General features: G+C 61.1%; 15 protein-coding genes. 2 read left to right on the top strand and 13 right to left on the bottom strand.

Features of this window, described 5'->3' with window-relative positions; translation table 11 throughout:
* Positions 1-16 precede the first annotated feature (16 nt).
* The 7 genes from waaC to rfbB form a co-directional block, all read right to left on the bottom strand.
* A complete protein-coding gene (gene waaC / locus ABNT42_RS09095; protein ID WP_348696351.1) occupies positions 17-1,030 on the bottom strand; it encodes a lipopolysaccharide heptosyltransferase I in 1,014 nt (337 codons plus the stop codon).
* A 4-nt stretch (positions 1,031-1,034) separates the two neighbouring features.
* Positions 1,035-2,417, bottom strand: coding sequence for a phosphomannomutase/phosphoglucomutase (locus ABNT42_RS09090; RefSeq protein ID WP_348696350.1), 1,383 nt, complete (start codon positions 2,415-2,417; stop codon positions 1,035-1,037).
* A 46-nt stretch (positions 2,418-2,463) separates the two neighbouring features.
* On the bottom strand, positions 2,464-3,558 hold the full coding sequence (locus ABNT42_RS09085; protein ID WP_348696349.1) for a glycosyltransferase: 1,095 nt from the start codon (positions 3,556-3,558) through the stop codon (positions 2,464-2,466).
* A 238-nt stretch (positions 3,559-3,796) separates the two neighbouring features.
* Positions 3,797-4,654, bottom strand: coding sequence for a dTDP-4-dehydrorhamnose reductase (gene rfbD, locus ABNT42_RS09080; RefSeq protein ID WP_348696348.1), 858 nt, complete (start codon positions 4,652-4,654; stop codon positions 3,797-3,799).
* Positions 4,651-5,199 (bottom strand): dTDP-4-dehydrorhamnose 3,5-epimerase, encoded by a 549-nt coding sequence (gene rfbC / locus ABNT42_RS09075; RefSeq protein WP_348696347.1) that lies wholly within the window; start codon positions 5,197-5,199, stop codon positions 4,651-4,653. Before rfbC ends, rfbD begins: the two co-directional genes overlap by 4 nt.
* On the bottom strand, positions 5,196-6,098 hold the full coding sequence (rfbA, locus tag ABNT42_RS09070) for a glucose-1-phosphate thymidylyltransferase RfbA (protein ID WP_348696346.1): 903 nt from the start codon (positions 6,096-6,098) through the stop codon (positions 5,196-5,198). Before rfbA ends, rfbC begins: the two co-directional genes overlap by 4 nt.
* 2 nt (positions 6,099-6,100) lie before the next feature.
* Positions 6,101-7,168, bottom strand: coding sequence for a dTDP-glucose 4,6-dehydratase (gene rfbB / locus ABNT42_RS09065; protein WP_348696345.1), 1,068 nt, complete (start codon positions 7,166-7,168; stop codon positions 6,101-6,103).
* A 141-nt stretch (positions 7,169-7,309) separates the two neighbouring features.
* Here rfbB and ABNT42_RS09060 point away from each other — a divergent pair, with 141 nt between their 5' ends.
* Entirely contained in the window at positions 7,310-8,167 is an 858-nt protein-coding gene (locus ABNT42_RS09060) for a symmetrical bis(5'-nucleosyl)-tetraphosphatase (protein WP_348696344.1), read from the top strand.
* A gap of 14 nt (positions 8,168-8,181) precedes the next feature.
* On the opposite strand, the gene ABNT42_RS09055 is transcribed toward ABNT42_RS09060, so the two are convergent.
* The 6 genes from ABNT42_RS09055 to ABNT42_RS09030 are packed head-to-tail and all read right to left on the bottom strand — an operon-like array spanning position 8,182 to position 12,859.
* Positions 8,182-8,958, bottom strand: coding sequence for a 1-acyl-sn-glycerol-3-phosphate acyltransferase (locus tag ABNT42_RS09055; RefSeq protein ID WP_348696343.1), 777 nt, complete (start codon positions 8,956-8,958; stop codon positions 8,182-8,184).
* 13 nt (positions 8,959-8,971) lie between these two features.
* Positions 8,972-10,279 (bottom strand): dihydroorotase, encoded by a 1,308-nt coding sequence (locus ABNT42_RS09050; protein WP_348696342.1) that lies wholly within the window; start codon positions 10,277-10,279, stop codon positions 8,972-8,974.
* Positions 10,276-11,241: an aspartate carbamoyltransferase catalytic subunit gene (locus ABNT42_RS09045; protein WP_155432900.1), complete on the bottom strand. Its 966-nt coding sequence runs from the start codon at positions 11,239-11,241 to the stop codon at positions 10,276-10,278. The genes ABNT42_RS09050 and ABNT42_RS09045 overlap by 4 nt, the downstream gene beginning before the upstream one ends.
* A gap of 6 nt (positions 11,242-11,247) precedes the next feature.
* A complete protein-coding gene (pyrR, locus tag ABNT42_RS09040) occupies positions 11,248-11,763 on the bottom strand; it encodes a bifunctional pyr operon transcriptional regulator/uracil phosphoribosyltransferase PyrR (RefSeq protein WP_161033646.1) in 516 nt (171 codons plus the stop codon).
* A gap of 43 nt (positions 11,764-11,806) precedes the next feature.
* Complete coding sequence (gene ruvX, locus ABNT42_RS09035) at positions 11,807-12,193, bottom strand: Holliday junction resolvase RuvX (protein ID WP_348696341.1); 387 nt, start codon at positions 12,191-12,193, stop codon at positions 11,807-11,809.
* Positions 12,194-12,208: 15 nt separating this feature from the next.
* The gene (locus tag ABNT42_RS09030; protein WP_348696340.1) at positions 12,209-12,859 is read right to left on the bottom strand and encodes a YqgE/AlgH family protein; all 651 of its coding nucleotides are present in this window, start codon (positions 12,857-12,859) and stop codon (positions 12,209-12,211) included.
* 161 nt (positions 12,860-13,020) lie between these two features.
* Between ABNT42_RS09030 and ABNT42_RS09025 the strand changes: the two genes are divergently transcribed.
* Complete coding sequence (locus ABNT42_RS09025; RefSeq protein ID WP_348696339.1) at positions 13,021-14,457, top strand: deoxyribodipyrimidine photo-lyase; 1,437 nt, start codon at positions 13,021-13,023, stop codon at positions 14,455-14,457.

Genomic DNA, 14,457 nt, shown 5'->3' with positions numbered 1-14,457 from the left:
GTCGTGCCAGCAGTTCCTAGCCTTGCGCCAGCAGTGTGCGGGCGGCAGCCAGTACCTCGGCAACCGAAGGCGGCGTGCCCTGATCGCCCAGATTGAGAATGCGCGGCGACCAGTTACCTTCGGTCTTCCAGCGCGGCGAATCGGCGTAGATTTCCACGGTCGGGCGCACAAAGGCCGCTGCAATATGGGTCAGCCCTGTATCGACACCGATTACCAGTCCCGCATGGCGGGCCAGCAGCATGGCGTCGGCCATGGACAGCTTGGGCAGCACACGGGCATTCGGCAGACCAGCGGCCAGCGCTTGCGCTTCCGCCAGCTCTTTCGGCGAGCCCCATGGCAGCAGAATAGGCATAGGCGCCAGTTCGCGCCCCAGTGCGATCCAGTTTTCCGGCGCCCACTTTTTGGCGTCGCGCGCCGTGCCATGGAAGTACACGGCATACGGTTCGGCCGGCATCCAGTCGGGCCGTGGCTCCTCGGGCGACACTTCAGGCAGGCCGAAATCGGCCGGCGTATCGACCGCATAACCGAGCGCCGCACCGGCCACGATACGGCCCCGTGCCACCGCATGGGTACGCGGGTCAGTCGGCACACTGAGGTTATGGAAGATGCGCGAGATGCCTTCGTAGCCCGAGCCTTCGCTGCCGTTGGCAAGGCCGACCTTGCGGCCACCCGGCACTATGCGCGCCGCGCCCATGATCACGCCCGTCTTGAGCAGACCCTGCGTATCGAATACATAGTCATACTGCTGCTGGCGCAGGGTGCGCCAGAAGGCTTTCATTTCGGCGCGGGTTTCTGGCTTGCCCAGACTCTTGCGCCAGCGCCGCAGCGCAAACGGAATGATGTTGCGTACCCGCGCATTGAGCCGCACCAGACTGACATAGCCCTCTTCCACCACCCAGTCGATATTCGCGTCGGGGTAGTGGCGGGCGATGTCGGCCACCATCGGCAGGTTATGCAGCACGTCACCCAGCGAGGAGACGCGCACCAGCAGAATGTTTAACGGCTTGCTGCCGGTGGTGGTTGCAGTCATGGCGTCAGAATGGCAGATGGGCGTCCGGCTTAGCGGCCAGGATCACGCTCTTGAACTGGCCCTGAATGCGCGCCAGCGCAGCCGGCGTTTCCGCTTCAAAGCGCATCACGATCACCGGCGTGGTGTTGGACGAACGGGCCAGACCGAAGCCGTCTTCGTATTCCACGCGCAGGCCGTCGATGGTGATGATCTGCTGATTGCCGGGGAATTCGGCGTTGCTGCGCAGCTGGTCCATCAGCTTGACGTTTTCGCCTTCGTTCAGGTGCAGGTGCAGTTCCGGCGTGCTGTCCGACTGCGGCAGAGAATTCAGCAGGGCCGAAGGATCGGTTTCGCGGGTCAGGATCTCCAGCAGACGGGCACCGGAATACAGGCCATCGTCAAAACCGTACCAGCGATCCTTGAAGAAGATGTGGCCGCTCATTTCGCCGCCCAGCGGGGCGCCTGTTTCGCGCAGCTTGGCTTTCACCAGCGAGTGACCGGTCTTGTACATCAGCGGTACGCCGCCGTGCTTGCTGATCCACGGAGCCAGATGGCGCGTGCATTTGACATCGTACAGAATCTGTTCGCCCGGATGACGGGTCAGCACGTCGGCCGCGAACAGCATCATCTGGCGGTCTGGGTAGATGATCTGGCCATCTTTGGTGACCACGCCCAGACGGTCGCCGTCACCATCGAAGGCGATACCCAGTTCGGCGTCGGTGTCCTGCAGCATGCGGATCAGGTCCTGCAGATTTTCCGGATGGGCCGGATCAGGGTGGTGATTAGGGAAGTTGCCATCGACTTCGCAGAACATTTCAATCACTTCGCAGCCCATGCCGCGGAACAGGTCCGGCGCAAAAGCACCGGCCACGCCGTTGCCGCAATCGACCGCGATCTTGATCGGACGGGCCAGTTTGACGTCGCCGATGATGCGCTCGAGGTACTGGGCGCGGATATCGTAGGTGCTGTAGCTGCCCGGAGTAGCGGCGCTGCTGCCGTCATGTGCCACGATGGCGTCGTACAGGGCAGTAATGGCGGTGCCGTGGATAGCTTCACCAGCCAGCACCATCTTGAAGCCATTGTAATCAGGCGGATTGTGGCTGCCCGTGACCATGATGCCGGACGCTGCGCCCAGCACATTGGTGCCGAAGTACACCATAGGCGTCGCCACTACACCCAGATCGATCACATTCACACCGGCGGCCTGCAGGCCCTGTGCCAGCGCTGCGGCCAGCGATGGGCCGGACAGGCGGCCATCACGGCCTATCACGACCGTGCGCTCGCCCTTGGCCAGCGCGGCCTGACCGAAGGCCTGACCGATCTTGTGCGCCACGCCGGCGTCCAGCGTTTTGTCGATGATGCCGCGTATGTCGTAAGCCTTGAAAATAGACGAGGAGATTGGAACCATGATGTATCGATCAGAGTAAAAGATTGGAAGGGACCGTGCCAGCCACTCAGGATTTTTTATGCCGGATCATCCAGCGCGGCGCTTTGAAGCGCACGATGCGCAGATAAATCCATATATAACTGATAATAAATAGTATACAGGAAAGTATCAGTATCCACGTATGGCGCCAGAACACCGTGGCCGGTATCACCGCCATCAGCGAGAACAGCCACAGGTAAGGCGAGGTCATGGAATTACGCCGGATCAGCGCACGGGCTTCCTTGCGCCCCACGGCCCACTGCACGATGCGGCGGAAAATCAGGCTGTGCAGGTGGATACCATCCGGCATGGCGGGCGATTTGCCCCGCACGAACATGCGCCGGTACACCGAGAACAACGTTTCAAAGGTCGGGTAGATCAGCAGCAGTGCCGCGTACCACGTGGACACCTGCGGATTACGCATCACCAGCAGCAGCGCCAGTTCGCCCAGCATGAAGCCGATGAAGTAGGCACCGCCATCGCCGAGGAAGATCATTCCCACCGGATAGTTCCAGATCAGGAAGCCGGCGGTGGCACCGGCCACCATCAGGGCCGCAATCAGCACAAACATATCGTTGACTTGCAACGCCACGTAACCGAGCGAGAGCAGCATGCAGATCACCACCACGCTGGCGAGGCCATTAAAGCCGTCGATGATGTTGACGGCATTGGCGATGCCGGCCACGGCCAGCACGGTCAGCGGCAGAGTCAGCCACATATAGGGCAACATCCACGAGGAAAACAACCAGTCCAGCCTGTCCACCCGCGCATCGAGCAGAAAATAGCCCATGGCCGCCGCTATCATGGTCAGCACCAGCCGCCGGCCAGCACTCACCTTGCCCGTATAGTCTTCCACAATGCCGCCCACAAAGGCGAAGAAGGAACAGCCCAGCAGCGCCAGCAGCCAGTAAGTCATGGCCGGCACCCGCCACAGCGAGATCAGGGAACTCAGTGCGACCGCCAGAAAAATCGACAACCCTCCGATGCGCGCCACATGGTGTGCGTGAACTTTTTGCACACCCATGAAATCGGTGTCCAGCGCCGGACCGTGCAAGCGCGCTTCTTTGATCACCAGCAGGGTTAGCAATGCAGAGGCAACAAAGCTCAGGAGGAAGGAAAACATATTTTTATAGTAAATGGACTGGCTGCCAGCCAGAGCCTCGTGCGCTCTGTGCCGCCAGACTGACACGCGATTGTACCGGATTCAGCCGCAGAAACCGGCTTTTAGCCATCCCGCGCGCACGAATCGCTACCGCTCGCCACGGTTTTGCAACGCGCGGGCGGCGGCATGATAGCAGCCCGCCGCCTGCGGAGCGGGCTTGCTTACCAAAGGATACATCTGGAAGGAAGGAGGCAAGCGGCTAGCGCATGCACAACTGCAGCGCATGTTGCCAATCAGGCAAATGACAGAAACGCGTCATCAGCTTTTCGCTGGACAGTACGGAATGTTCGGGCCGGCGTGCCGGTACGGGGTACTCGGCGCTGGTAATCGGCAGCACGCGGCAATCGATGCCCGCCTCGGCCAGAATCGCGCGGGTGAAGTCATACCAGGTGGTCTGGCCTTGCGCCGTCAGATGGTAGACTCCGCGGTTCTGCACCCACCACTCGCGCCCGCCCGCATGAGCCTGGGCCAGCACTTGTGCCGTCACGTCGGCGATGGTGCGGCTCCATGTGGGCGCACCATGCTGGTCTGCCACCACGCGTAGCTCGTCGCGCTCGCGCGCCAGCCGCAGCATGGTGAGTAAAAAATTCTTGCCACGCATGCCATACACCCAGCTGGTACGGAAGATCAGATGGGGAATGCCAGCCGCAGCAATGGCCTGCTCGCCGGCCAGTTTGCTGGCGCCATACACATTCAGGGGACCGGTCGCATCATCTTCCGCCCGTGCTGCCGCTACCGTGCCATCAAACACATAGTCAGTCGAGTAATGCACCATGGAGGCGCCCAGCGTGCGGGCTTCTTCAGCCATCAGGGCCGGTGCTTCGGCATTGACGCGGAACGCCTGCGCCGGCTCGCTCTCGGCTTTATCCACCGCCGTATAAGCGGCGGGATTGACGATCATCTGTGGCCGCACGGTACGGATCACACTACGCACCTGATCCAGATCAGCCAGATCCATCTGCTGACGGTCGACCGCCACGACTTCGCCCACGCCCTGCAGGCTGCGCGCCAGTTCATAGCCTACCTGCCCTGTGCTACCCGTCAGCAGGATTTTCATGCGAACACCTCGGCATCGGCCAGCAAGGCTGCTGCCTGATCCTTACCGGACAGCAGCGGCTGCATACCCAGCTGCGGCCACTGTATGCCGATGGCCGGATCATTCCACAGGATCGAACGCTCGTGTTCGGGCGCCCAGTAATCCGTGGTCTTATAGAGGAACTCGGCGGCATCGCTGGTGACCATGAAGCCATGCGCAAAGCCCGGCGGTATCCACATCTGCAGCTTGTTTTCGGCCGATAGTTCTGCGCCGAACCACTGGCCGAAGGTGGGCGAACTCTTGCGTAGATCAACCACCACATCGAACACGCTGCCGGCCGTGGCACGCACCAGTTTGCCCTGCGCTTGCCGGATCTGGTAGTGCATACCACGCAGCACGCCCTTGAGCGAACGGGAATGGTTATCTTGCACGAAAGCCGTTTCCACGCCCGTCAGTTCGGTAAAGCGGCGACCGTTATAGCTTTCGAAGAAAAAACCGCGCTCGTCGCCGAATACTTTCGGCTCCAGCAGCAGTACGCCTTCCAGCGGCGTAGGAATCACTTTCATCGCGGTACAACCTTATCTTCAAGAATCTGCAGCAGGTACTGACCATAGTTATTTTTCTTCAGCGGTTCGGCCAGTTTGCGCAGCTGGGCAGCATCGATATAGCCTTTGCGGTAGGCGATCTCTTCCGGACAAGCCACTTTCAGGCCCTGGCGTTTTTCGATGGTGGCGATAAACTGCGAAGCATCGAGCAGCGATTCATGGGTACCCGTATCGAGCCACGCCATACCGCGCCCCATCACTTCCACATTGAGCTGCTGCTTTTCCAGATAGACGCGATTGACGTCGGTAATTTCCAGCTCGCCCCGTGCCGACGGCTTGATGCCGGCAGCGATGTCGCACACCTGATTATCGTAGAAATACAGCCCCGTCACCGCATAATTCGACTTCGGTTTGAGCGGTTTTTCCTCGATCGACACAGCCTGATGGCTGGCATCGAACTCCACCACGCCATAACGTTCAGGGTCCTGCACGTGATAGGCAAACACGGTAGCGCCATCGGTCTGCTCGGTGGCATGGCGCAGCAGTGCGTCGAGGTCGTTACCGTAGTAGATATTGTCGCCAAGGATGAGTGCCGACGGTGCATCGCCGACGAACTCGCGGCCGATGATGAAGGCCTGCGCCAGACCATCGGGCGAAGGCTGTACCGCATAGCTCAGCTGCAGACCCCACTGACTGCCATCACCGAGCAGATCGCGGAAACGGGGCGTATCCTGCGGCGTGGAAATCAGCAGAATTTCCGTGATACCAGCTAGCATCAGCACCGTCAGCGGGTGGTAGATCATGGGCTTGTCGTAAATCGGCAGCAACTGCTTGGACACGCTCATGGTAATCGGATACAGACGGGTGCCCGAACCACCGGCGAGAATAATGCCTTTGCGGCGAGGAGTGGTCGTACTCATGGCTAGCCTTCGCGATTAAAGTAATTGGTTTCTACCCACTTGGCATAACTGCCGGACTGCACATCCGTTACCCAGTCCTGATGCGTCAGATACCACTGCACGGTCTTGGCGATGCCGGTCTGGAAGGTTTCGGCCGGTTTCCAGCCCAGCTCGCGTTCCAGCTTGCGGGCATCGATGGCGTAGCGGCGGTCGTGACCGGGACGGTCCTTGACGTAGGTGATCTGGGCCCGATAGCTGCTGCCATCGGTCTTAGGTTTGAGCTGATCCAGCATGTCGCACAAGGTATGCACTACATCGAGGTTGGCCATTTCGTTCCAGCCACCCACGTTATAGGTTTCGCCCAGACGGCCAGCTTCCAGCACGCGGCGGATAGCAGCGCAGTGGTCGCTCACGTACAGCCAGTCGCGGATCTGCTGGCCATCGCCATAGATGGGCAGCGGCTTGCCCGCCTGCGCATTGGCAATGATCAGCGGAATCAGCTTCTCGGGGAAGTGATACGGACCATAGTTATTCGAGCAATTGGTGGTCAGCGTCGGCAAGCCGTAAGTGTGGTGGTAGGAACGCACCAGATGGTCGGATGCTGCTTTCGAGGCCGAATAAGGGCTGTTCGGTGCAAACGCCGTGGTTTCGCTGAACGGTTCATCGTCCGGCCCCAGCGTACCGTACACCTCGTCAGTGGAAACGTGCAGGAAACGGAACGCGGCCTTCTCGGCTTGCGGCAGTTCCGACCAGTAGGCCCGCGCTGCTTCCAGCAAGCTGAAGGTACCGTTGATGTTGGTCTGGATGAACTCGCCGGGGCCGAGGATGGAACGGTCCACATGGCTCTCGGCCGCAAAGTGCACGATGGCGCGCGGCTGATGCTGGCGGAACAGCGCCAGCACCTGCGCCTGATCGCAGATGTCGCCGCGCACGAAGATGTGGCGACTGTCATTCTTGAGCGACGCCAGATTATTCAGATTGCCGGCATAGGTCAGCTTGTCGTAGTTAATCACCGGCTCGTCCGACTGGGCCAGCCAGTCCAGCACAAAGTTCGAGCCTATGAAACCCGCCCCACCAGTCACAAAAATCATTTAGTATCCCGCAGCAAGAGTCAAAAGAGGAGTAGGCATCATTTTATGTGAAAGCTACGCCATATCGGGCAAATATCGATACTCTGCACCCGATTAACAGAGTAAACCAGTTTGCCTCGCAACGAACCCGAGATTACCCCCATGAAAACCTACGTAATCGGTGATTTACAGGGCTGCCACCAGCAGGCGCGCGACATGGTGGCGCGCATACAGGCCCATGCCGGTACGCCCGATGTGCGCATCCTGTTCGCCGGTGACCTGATCAACCGTGGCCCCGATTCGCTCGCCACCCTGCGCTATGTGCGGCAACTGGCGCTGGACAGCCACGGCCGCATCGACAGCGTGCTGGGCAACCATGATCTGCATCTGCTGGCCGTGGCCTACGGCATCCGTCCCGCCCACGCTTCCGATACGCTGGACCAGATACTGGCCGCACCCGACCGCGATGACCTGATAGGCTGGCTGCGCCAGCGCCCGCTGGCACTCGAGGCTGATGACCACTTGCTGGTACATGCGGGGCTGTTGCCCCAATGGGATGGCGCGCAGGCACTGGCCCTATCGGCCGAAGTGGAACAGATGCTGCGCAGCGAAGATCTGGCGGAGTTTCTGGCCCAGATGTATGGCAATCAGCCTGACCAGTGGCATGACGGTCTGCAGGGCGCCGAGCGGCTACGCTGCATCATCAATGCCATGACGCGCCTGCGCTTCTGCAGCGCCGACGGTGTGATGGACTTCAAGATCAAGGATAGCGGCACGGCCGATCCGGATTCCGGTCTGATGCCGTGGTTCGATGTACCGGCACGGCGTAGCGCTAGCCAGACGGTGGTATTCGGCCACTGGTCAGCGCTGGGACTGATCATGCGGCCGGACGTGATCGGCCTCGATAGCGGCTGCGTCTGGGGCGGTCAGCTGTCCGCCGTCTGCCTGCAGGATCGCAGCCTGCTGCAGGCCCAGTGTCCGGAATTCCAGCAGCACAGCGGCAAGCAGGCCGCTGGCTAGATATTGGCGAAAGCCTAATCCGTCGTAGCGGGCGTTGCGGCCGATACGCTCGGCGCGGGCACGCCCAGTGCCGTTGCCACAGCCTGCTCGGCCGCTTGCGCCAGCTCGCGCCGGTGCGCGCCCGCGCTGCTGATAGGCGCCAGAATATCCAGCGTCGCCTGCACGGGCGGGCCATTCAGTATCAGCGCGATACTCTCGGCAAAGGTCATCTCGCCAATAAAGTCCACCGACGGATGGTGGCCACCATCGCTGCCCTGATAGGACAGCGCAAACGGCTGCACCGGCACATGCGCATCGATCGCCGCTTCGAACAGATTGGCGTGAAACGGCAGCAGCGTGCCTTGCGCTGCCGTCGTCCCTTCGGGGAAAAAGGCCACCCGCTCGCCCTTCTGCAGGCTGTGCACCAGCCCTTTGAAGATATGCCGCAGATCGCGCCGGCTACCGCGCGAAATGAACACCGTACCGGCCTTCTGCGCCAGCCAGCCCGCCAGCGGCCACGAACGGATCTCGGCCTTGGCGACAAAATGGCTAGGGTGCAGGCTAAGAATCACGAAGATGTCCAGCCACGATATGTGATTGGCCACCACCACTGCCGTCTCCAGCACCGGTACACTGGTCGCCGACTGGCGCACCGTTACATTGAACAGCGCCAGCACACGGGTGGACCAGCGGCAGATATGCGCATTGCGCGCCGCATGATCCAGCCAGGGGAACACCACAGCGCACACCAGCATCCCCTTGAGGACATGCAGCAGCACCCGCACGATGCGGAAGATCGTCAGCAGTTTCATGCCACCCACACGGTCAGGCAGGCTTGCGCTGGAAGGCTACGCGCCCTGCCACGATGGTGGTCTGCACCTGCGCTGCAAGGTTATAGCCGAGGAAAGGCGTATGCTTGCCCTGGCTAGCCAGCGCGCCCGCTTGCACCGTCCAATGCGCTTCCGGATCGAAGATGCAGACATCGGCGTTGGCACCGACCGACAGCGTACCGGCCGACAGTCCAGCTACCTTGGCCGCTTGCGAGGTAATCAGACCCAGCGCGCGCGCCAGCGGACGGGCACCGCCCGCAGCCTGCGTGGCGGCGTAGTCGTTGGCCCATTTCAGCGTCAGCGACAGCAGCAGTTCCAGCCCTGTGGCACCGGCCGACGCTTCGCCGAACGGCAGCAGTTTTTCATCATCATCCACCGGGGTATGGTCCGAGCACAGCGCATCGATCGTGCCATCGAGCAGACCAAGGCGGATCGCATCGCGGTCACGCTGGCTGCGCAGCGGCGGCGTCAGGCGCGCATTCGAATCGAAGAAACCGATGTCGGCATCGGTCAGGTGCACGTGATGGGCACCAACGTCGCAGCTGACCGGCAGACCTTCGCGCTTGGCCTGACGTACCAGTTCGATGCCGGCCGCCGACGACAGACGGCACAGGTGGACGCGGGCGCCGGTAGCGCGCATCAGTTCGAAGATGGTGTGCAGCGCAATGGTCTCGGCCATTACAGGCACGCCGGACAGACCCAGACGCGAAGCGATTGCACCGCTCGCCGCGATACCGCCACGGCCAATGTGGGCATCCTGCGGACGCAACCACACGGTGTAATCAAAAGTCTTGGCATACTGCAGTGCGCGCAGCAGCACGGTGGTGTCTTCGATCGGTTCTTCCGCCTGCGAGAAGCCGATGCAACCCGCTTCCGTCAGTTCTGCCATCTCCGTCAGCGCCTCGCCTTTCAGGCCGACCGTCAGTGCGCCCAGCGGGTGCACATTGGCCTGATTGCGCGTCTTGGCGCGGTACTTGAGCATCTCTACCAGACCCGATTCATCGAGTACAGGATCGGTATCCGGCGGGCACACCAGACTGGTCACACCGCCCTGCATAGCCGCCTGCAGTTCCGATTCCAGCGTGGCTTTGTATTCGTAGCCCGGTTCGCGCAGGCGTACCGACAGATCCACCAGCCCCGGTGCTACTACCAGACCGCTGGCGTCGATAGTCTGCTCGGCGACGAAGCCGGCTGGCGCGGCGCCCACGGCAACCACCTTGCCGGCGTCGATAAACAGATCCTGCTGGGCGTCGATACCATTGGCCGGATCGATCAGATGGCCGTTTTTAATGTGTAGTTTCATGCTTGCGTCCCTGCGACTATGCTCATTACTGCCATCCGTACTGCGATACCGAAAGTGACCTGCGGGAGTATCACGGCCTGCGGGCCGTCGGCCACGGCCGAATCGATTTCCACCCCGCGGTTCATCGGGCCCGGGTGCATCACGATGGCATCCGGCTTGGCTAGCGCCAGACGTTCCGGCGTCAGACCGTAGCTCTTGAAGTATTCCTGTGCCGATGGCAGCAGCGCGCCGCTCATGCGCTCGTTCTGCAGACGCAGCATGATGATCACGTCCACGCCTTTCAGGCCTTCATCCATATTGGTGAAGGTGCGCACACCCATCTGCTCCAGACCACCGGGCAGCAGCGTGTGCGGGCCGATGGCGCGCACTTCCGGCACGCCCAGCGTGGTCAGCGCATGAATATCGGAACGGGCTACGCGGCTATGCAGAATATCGCCCACGATGGCCACCGTCAGATTGGTGAAGTCCTTCTTATAGTGGCGGATGGTGTACATATCCAGCAGACCCTGAGTCGGGTGAGCGTGGCGGCCGTCACCGGCATTCACCACGTGCACGTGCGACTGGCCGCTATCCTGCAGGTGCTTGGCGATCAGGTAAGGCGCACCCGATTGCGCGTGGCGCACCACGAACATATCGGCGTGCATGGCCGACAGATTGTCGATGGTGTCCAGCAGCGATTCGCCCTTGCTGGCCGAGGAAGCCTGAATATTCAGGTTGATCACGTCGGCCGACAGGCGCTTGGCAGCGATTTCGAACGTGGTACGGGTACGGGTCGAGTTCTCGAAGAACAGATTGAACACCGATTTACCGCGCATCAGCGGCACCTTCTTCACGTCGCGGTCGGAAATGCCGACGAAGGAAGAAGCCGTGTCGAGTATGTGGTTGAGGATAGACTTGGGCAGCCCTTCGATCGACAGCAGGTGCTGTAGTTCGCCGTGTTTATTGAGTTGCGGATTGAGCATGATGAATTAAGCCTGGTCTATGGTTAGCGTGAATTTGCCATCGTCGGACTGCTGCAGCACCAGCGCCTTGCCCGCTTCCACCTTGACGTGGGCAGCGACGAAATCGGCGGCAACGGGCAACTGGCGCTCGCCGCGGTCCACCAGCGCAGCCAGCATGATGCGGGCCGGACGGCCGTAGTCGAACAGTTCGTTGAGCGCAGCGCGGGTAGTACGGCCCGTGTACAGCACGTCGTCCACCAGCAGAATGGTGGCGGCGTTGACATCGAAATTGATGCGGGTCGGTTTGACGTCGGCCGGCAAGCCTTTCTTGGCGTAGTCGTCACGGTAGAACGACACATCGAGTACGCCGCAGCGTTCGGTCAGGCCCAGATCGGCGGCCAGACGTTCGGCCAGCCATGCGCCGCCCGAGTGGATGCCGACGATGGCCACATCGGCCACGCCGGCCAGACCGGCGCGCACGTCGGCCAGCAGCGTGGCGTACAGCGCTTCGGCGTCGAGTTGTTGAGGGTTGAGTAAGGTCATGGGGTGGCTAGCACCTGCTTAGGGCGCGTTCTCGTTTTAGAAATCAGTGGGTATCAAAATACTGCTGCAGAATGATGGCGGCGGCGCGGTCGTCGATCACTTCGCCGCGCTGGCCGCCGATCACGGCGGAAGAATAACGTTCATCGACCAGTTGCACCGGCAGGTTGAAGCGGCCATGCAACTGGTTGGCAAACTTGCGGCAGCGCGCCGTCATTTCGTGTTCGGCGCCATCGGGATGCAGCGGCAGACCGACCACCAGCAATCCGGGCTGCCATTCTTCCAGCAGCGCGGCTATGGCGGCAAAGCGGGTGGCATTGTCGACCGCGCTGATGACTTTAACGGGCTGGGCCTGACGGATCAGGGTATTGCCCATGGCGATGCCGATGCGTTTGACGCCGAAATCGAAGGCGAAGATGGTTTCAGCGCTCACAGTGGCAGGGCATCCTTATGCATGGCCGGCCTCGGAGGTGAGCATCAGCGGGTCGATACCGAGCAGGCGCATGGCTGCCGTGTAGCGCTGCTCGATGGGCAGATTGAACAGAATTTCAGGGTCGGCGCTGACGGTCAGCCAGCCATTGCGGCTGATTTCCCCTTCCAGCTGGCCGGGGCTCCAGCCCGCATAGCCGATCGACACCAGCATGCGGCGCGGGCCTTCGCCTGCAGCTACCGCCTCCAGTACATCGATCGAAGTGGTAAAGGCCACATCCTTGGTCACTGTCAGCGAGGAGGAATAACGCTTGCCGGGGGTGTGCAGCACAAAGCCGCGGTCATCCTGCACGGGGCCGCCGAACATGATGGGTTCATCGATGTCCACGCTGTCGACCGGTTTCAGGTCGATGCGCTCGAACAGGGTTTCCATCGTCATATCGGTGGGTTTGTTGATCACCACGCCCAGCACACCGTTTTCATTGTGCTCGCAAACGTAGACCACCGTGCCGCCGAACACAGGATCCTGCATGGACGGCATTGCAATAAGGAAATTATCCGCCAGATTCAGCGCGGCAGGCGCGCCCTGAGCGACGGCGGCCAGCGGATCAGCGGCCTCTGGCAACGGGCCGGGTGCTGACATGGGGGTGCCGAGTTTGCTTTTGGTCATAATCGAGATCTTTCTGAGCTGCCAACAATTCCTGTAGTATGCCGGCTGATTGCTGCCGGCAAGCAACTCGTACGTGTACAGCTAGGTTTACAGCGATAGTTTACACTGAATTGCGCCAACAACCATGTTTGACCACTCCCGAACTCTTTGAGACAGACAGAATGAAACTGAAATCTTCGCTGGTCTGGCTGCGCCGCGACCTGCGCGCCTTCGACCATGTGGCTCTGCATCAGGCTTTGCAGAGCAGTGAACGCGTTTATTGTATTTTTATCTATGACAGTACCATCCTGTCCGTGCTGCCGCGGGTCGACCGCCGGGTTGATTTCATCCACGCCAGCATCGCCGAAGTCGATGCCGAATTGCGCCAGCTGGGCGGCTATCTGATCACCCGCCATGCCGATCCCGTGCAGGCCATTCCGCAACTGGCGGCCGAACTGGGTGTCGATGCCGTGTTCTGCAACCACGATTACGAACCACAGGCCATCGCCCGCGACGAAGCCGTGCAGCAGGCCCTGCAGGCCGCCGGCCGCCAGTTCTTCAGCTACAAGGATCAGGTGATCTTCGAGAAAAGCGAAGTGCTGTCGCAGACGGGTGGCGTGTTCTCCGTCTTCACGCCCTACAAGAACGCGTGGCTGAAAAAACTGGCGGCCGATCCCAGCGTGCTGGCGCCCTACCATATCGAACCGTATGCGGCGCGGCTGGCGCCGCCGCCAGCCAGCACCATGCCGCTGCCGACGTTGACCGAACTGGGTTTCGAGCCTAGCAATCTGGCCAGCCTGCAGATCCCTACCGGCATGTCGGGCGCGGCCAGCCTGTTCGAACAGTTCCTGCCCCGTATCGCCCAGTACAAGGATGCGCGCGACTTCCCGGCCGTAAAAGGCCCGTCCTATCTGTCGCTGCATTTCCGTTTCGGTACGCTGTCGGTGCGTCATCTGGTGCGTACCGTGGTCGATCTGATGGAACGGGGCGCCGGTGGCGAAGGCGCTGCCACATGGCTGGCAGAACTGATCTGGCGCGAGTTCTACGCCATGATCCTGTATCACCATCCTTACGTGGTGGGTGGCTCGTTCAAACCGGCCTACGATGCGATCGAATGGGAACAGGGGCCGCATGCCGATGAGCTGTTTGCCGCATGGTGCGAAGGCCGTACCGGCTACCCGCTGGTGGATGCCGCCATGGCGCAACTGAACCAGACCGGCTATATGCACAACCGTCTGCGCATGGTCACGGCCTGCTTCCTGATCAAGGATCTGGGCATCGACTGGCGCCGTGGCGAAGCCTATTTCGCCCTGCATCTGAACGACTTCGATCTAGCCTCCAACAACGGCGGCTGGCAGTGGGCGTCCTCGTCGGGCTGCGATGCCCAGCCCTACTTCCGCATCTTCAACCCGATCACGCAATCGGAGAAGTTCGACGCCAGCGGCAAATTCATCCGCCGCTATCTGCCGCAGCTGAAAAGCCTGAGCGACAAGGAAATCCATGCGCCATGGCTGGTGCCACGCATGCTGCGGCCCGATTATCCGGAACCGATCGTGATGCACGACGAAGCACGCAAGCGCACGCTGGAGCGCTACGCTGTCGTGAAAAAGCCCGACTAG

Origin of the sequence: Duganella fentianensis (assembly GCF_964031615.1) — a bacterium.
Classification (GTDB): domain Bacteria; phylum Pseudomonadota; class Gammaproteobacteria; order Burkholderiales; family Burkholderiaceae_D; genus Rugamonas; species Rugamonas fentianensis_A.
Note: the sequence above shows the minus strand (reverse complement) of the source record. Positions and strands in the feature narration are given on the sequence as shown.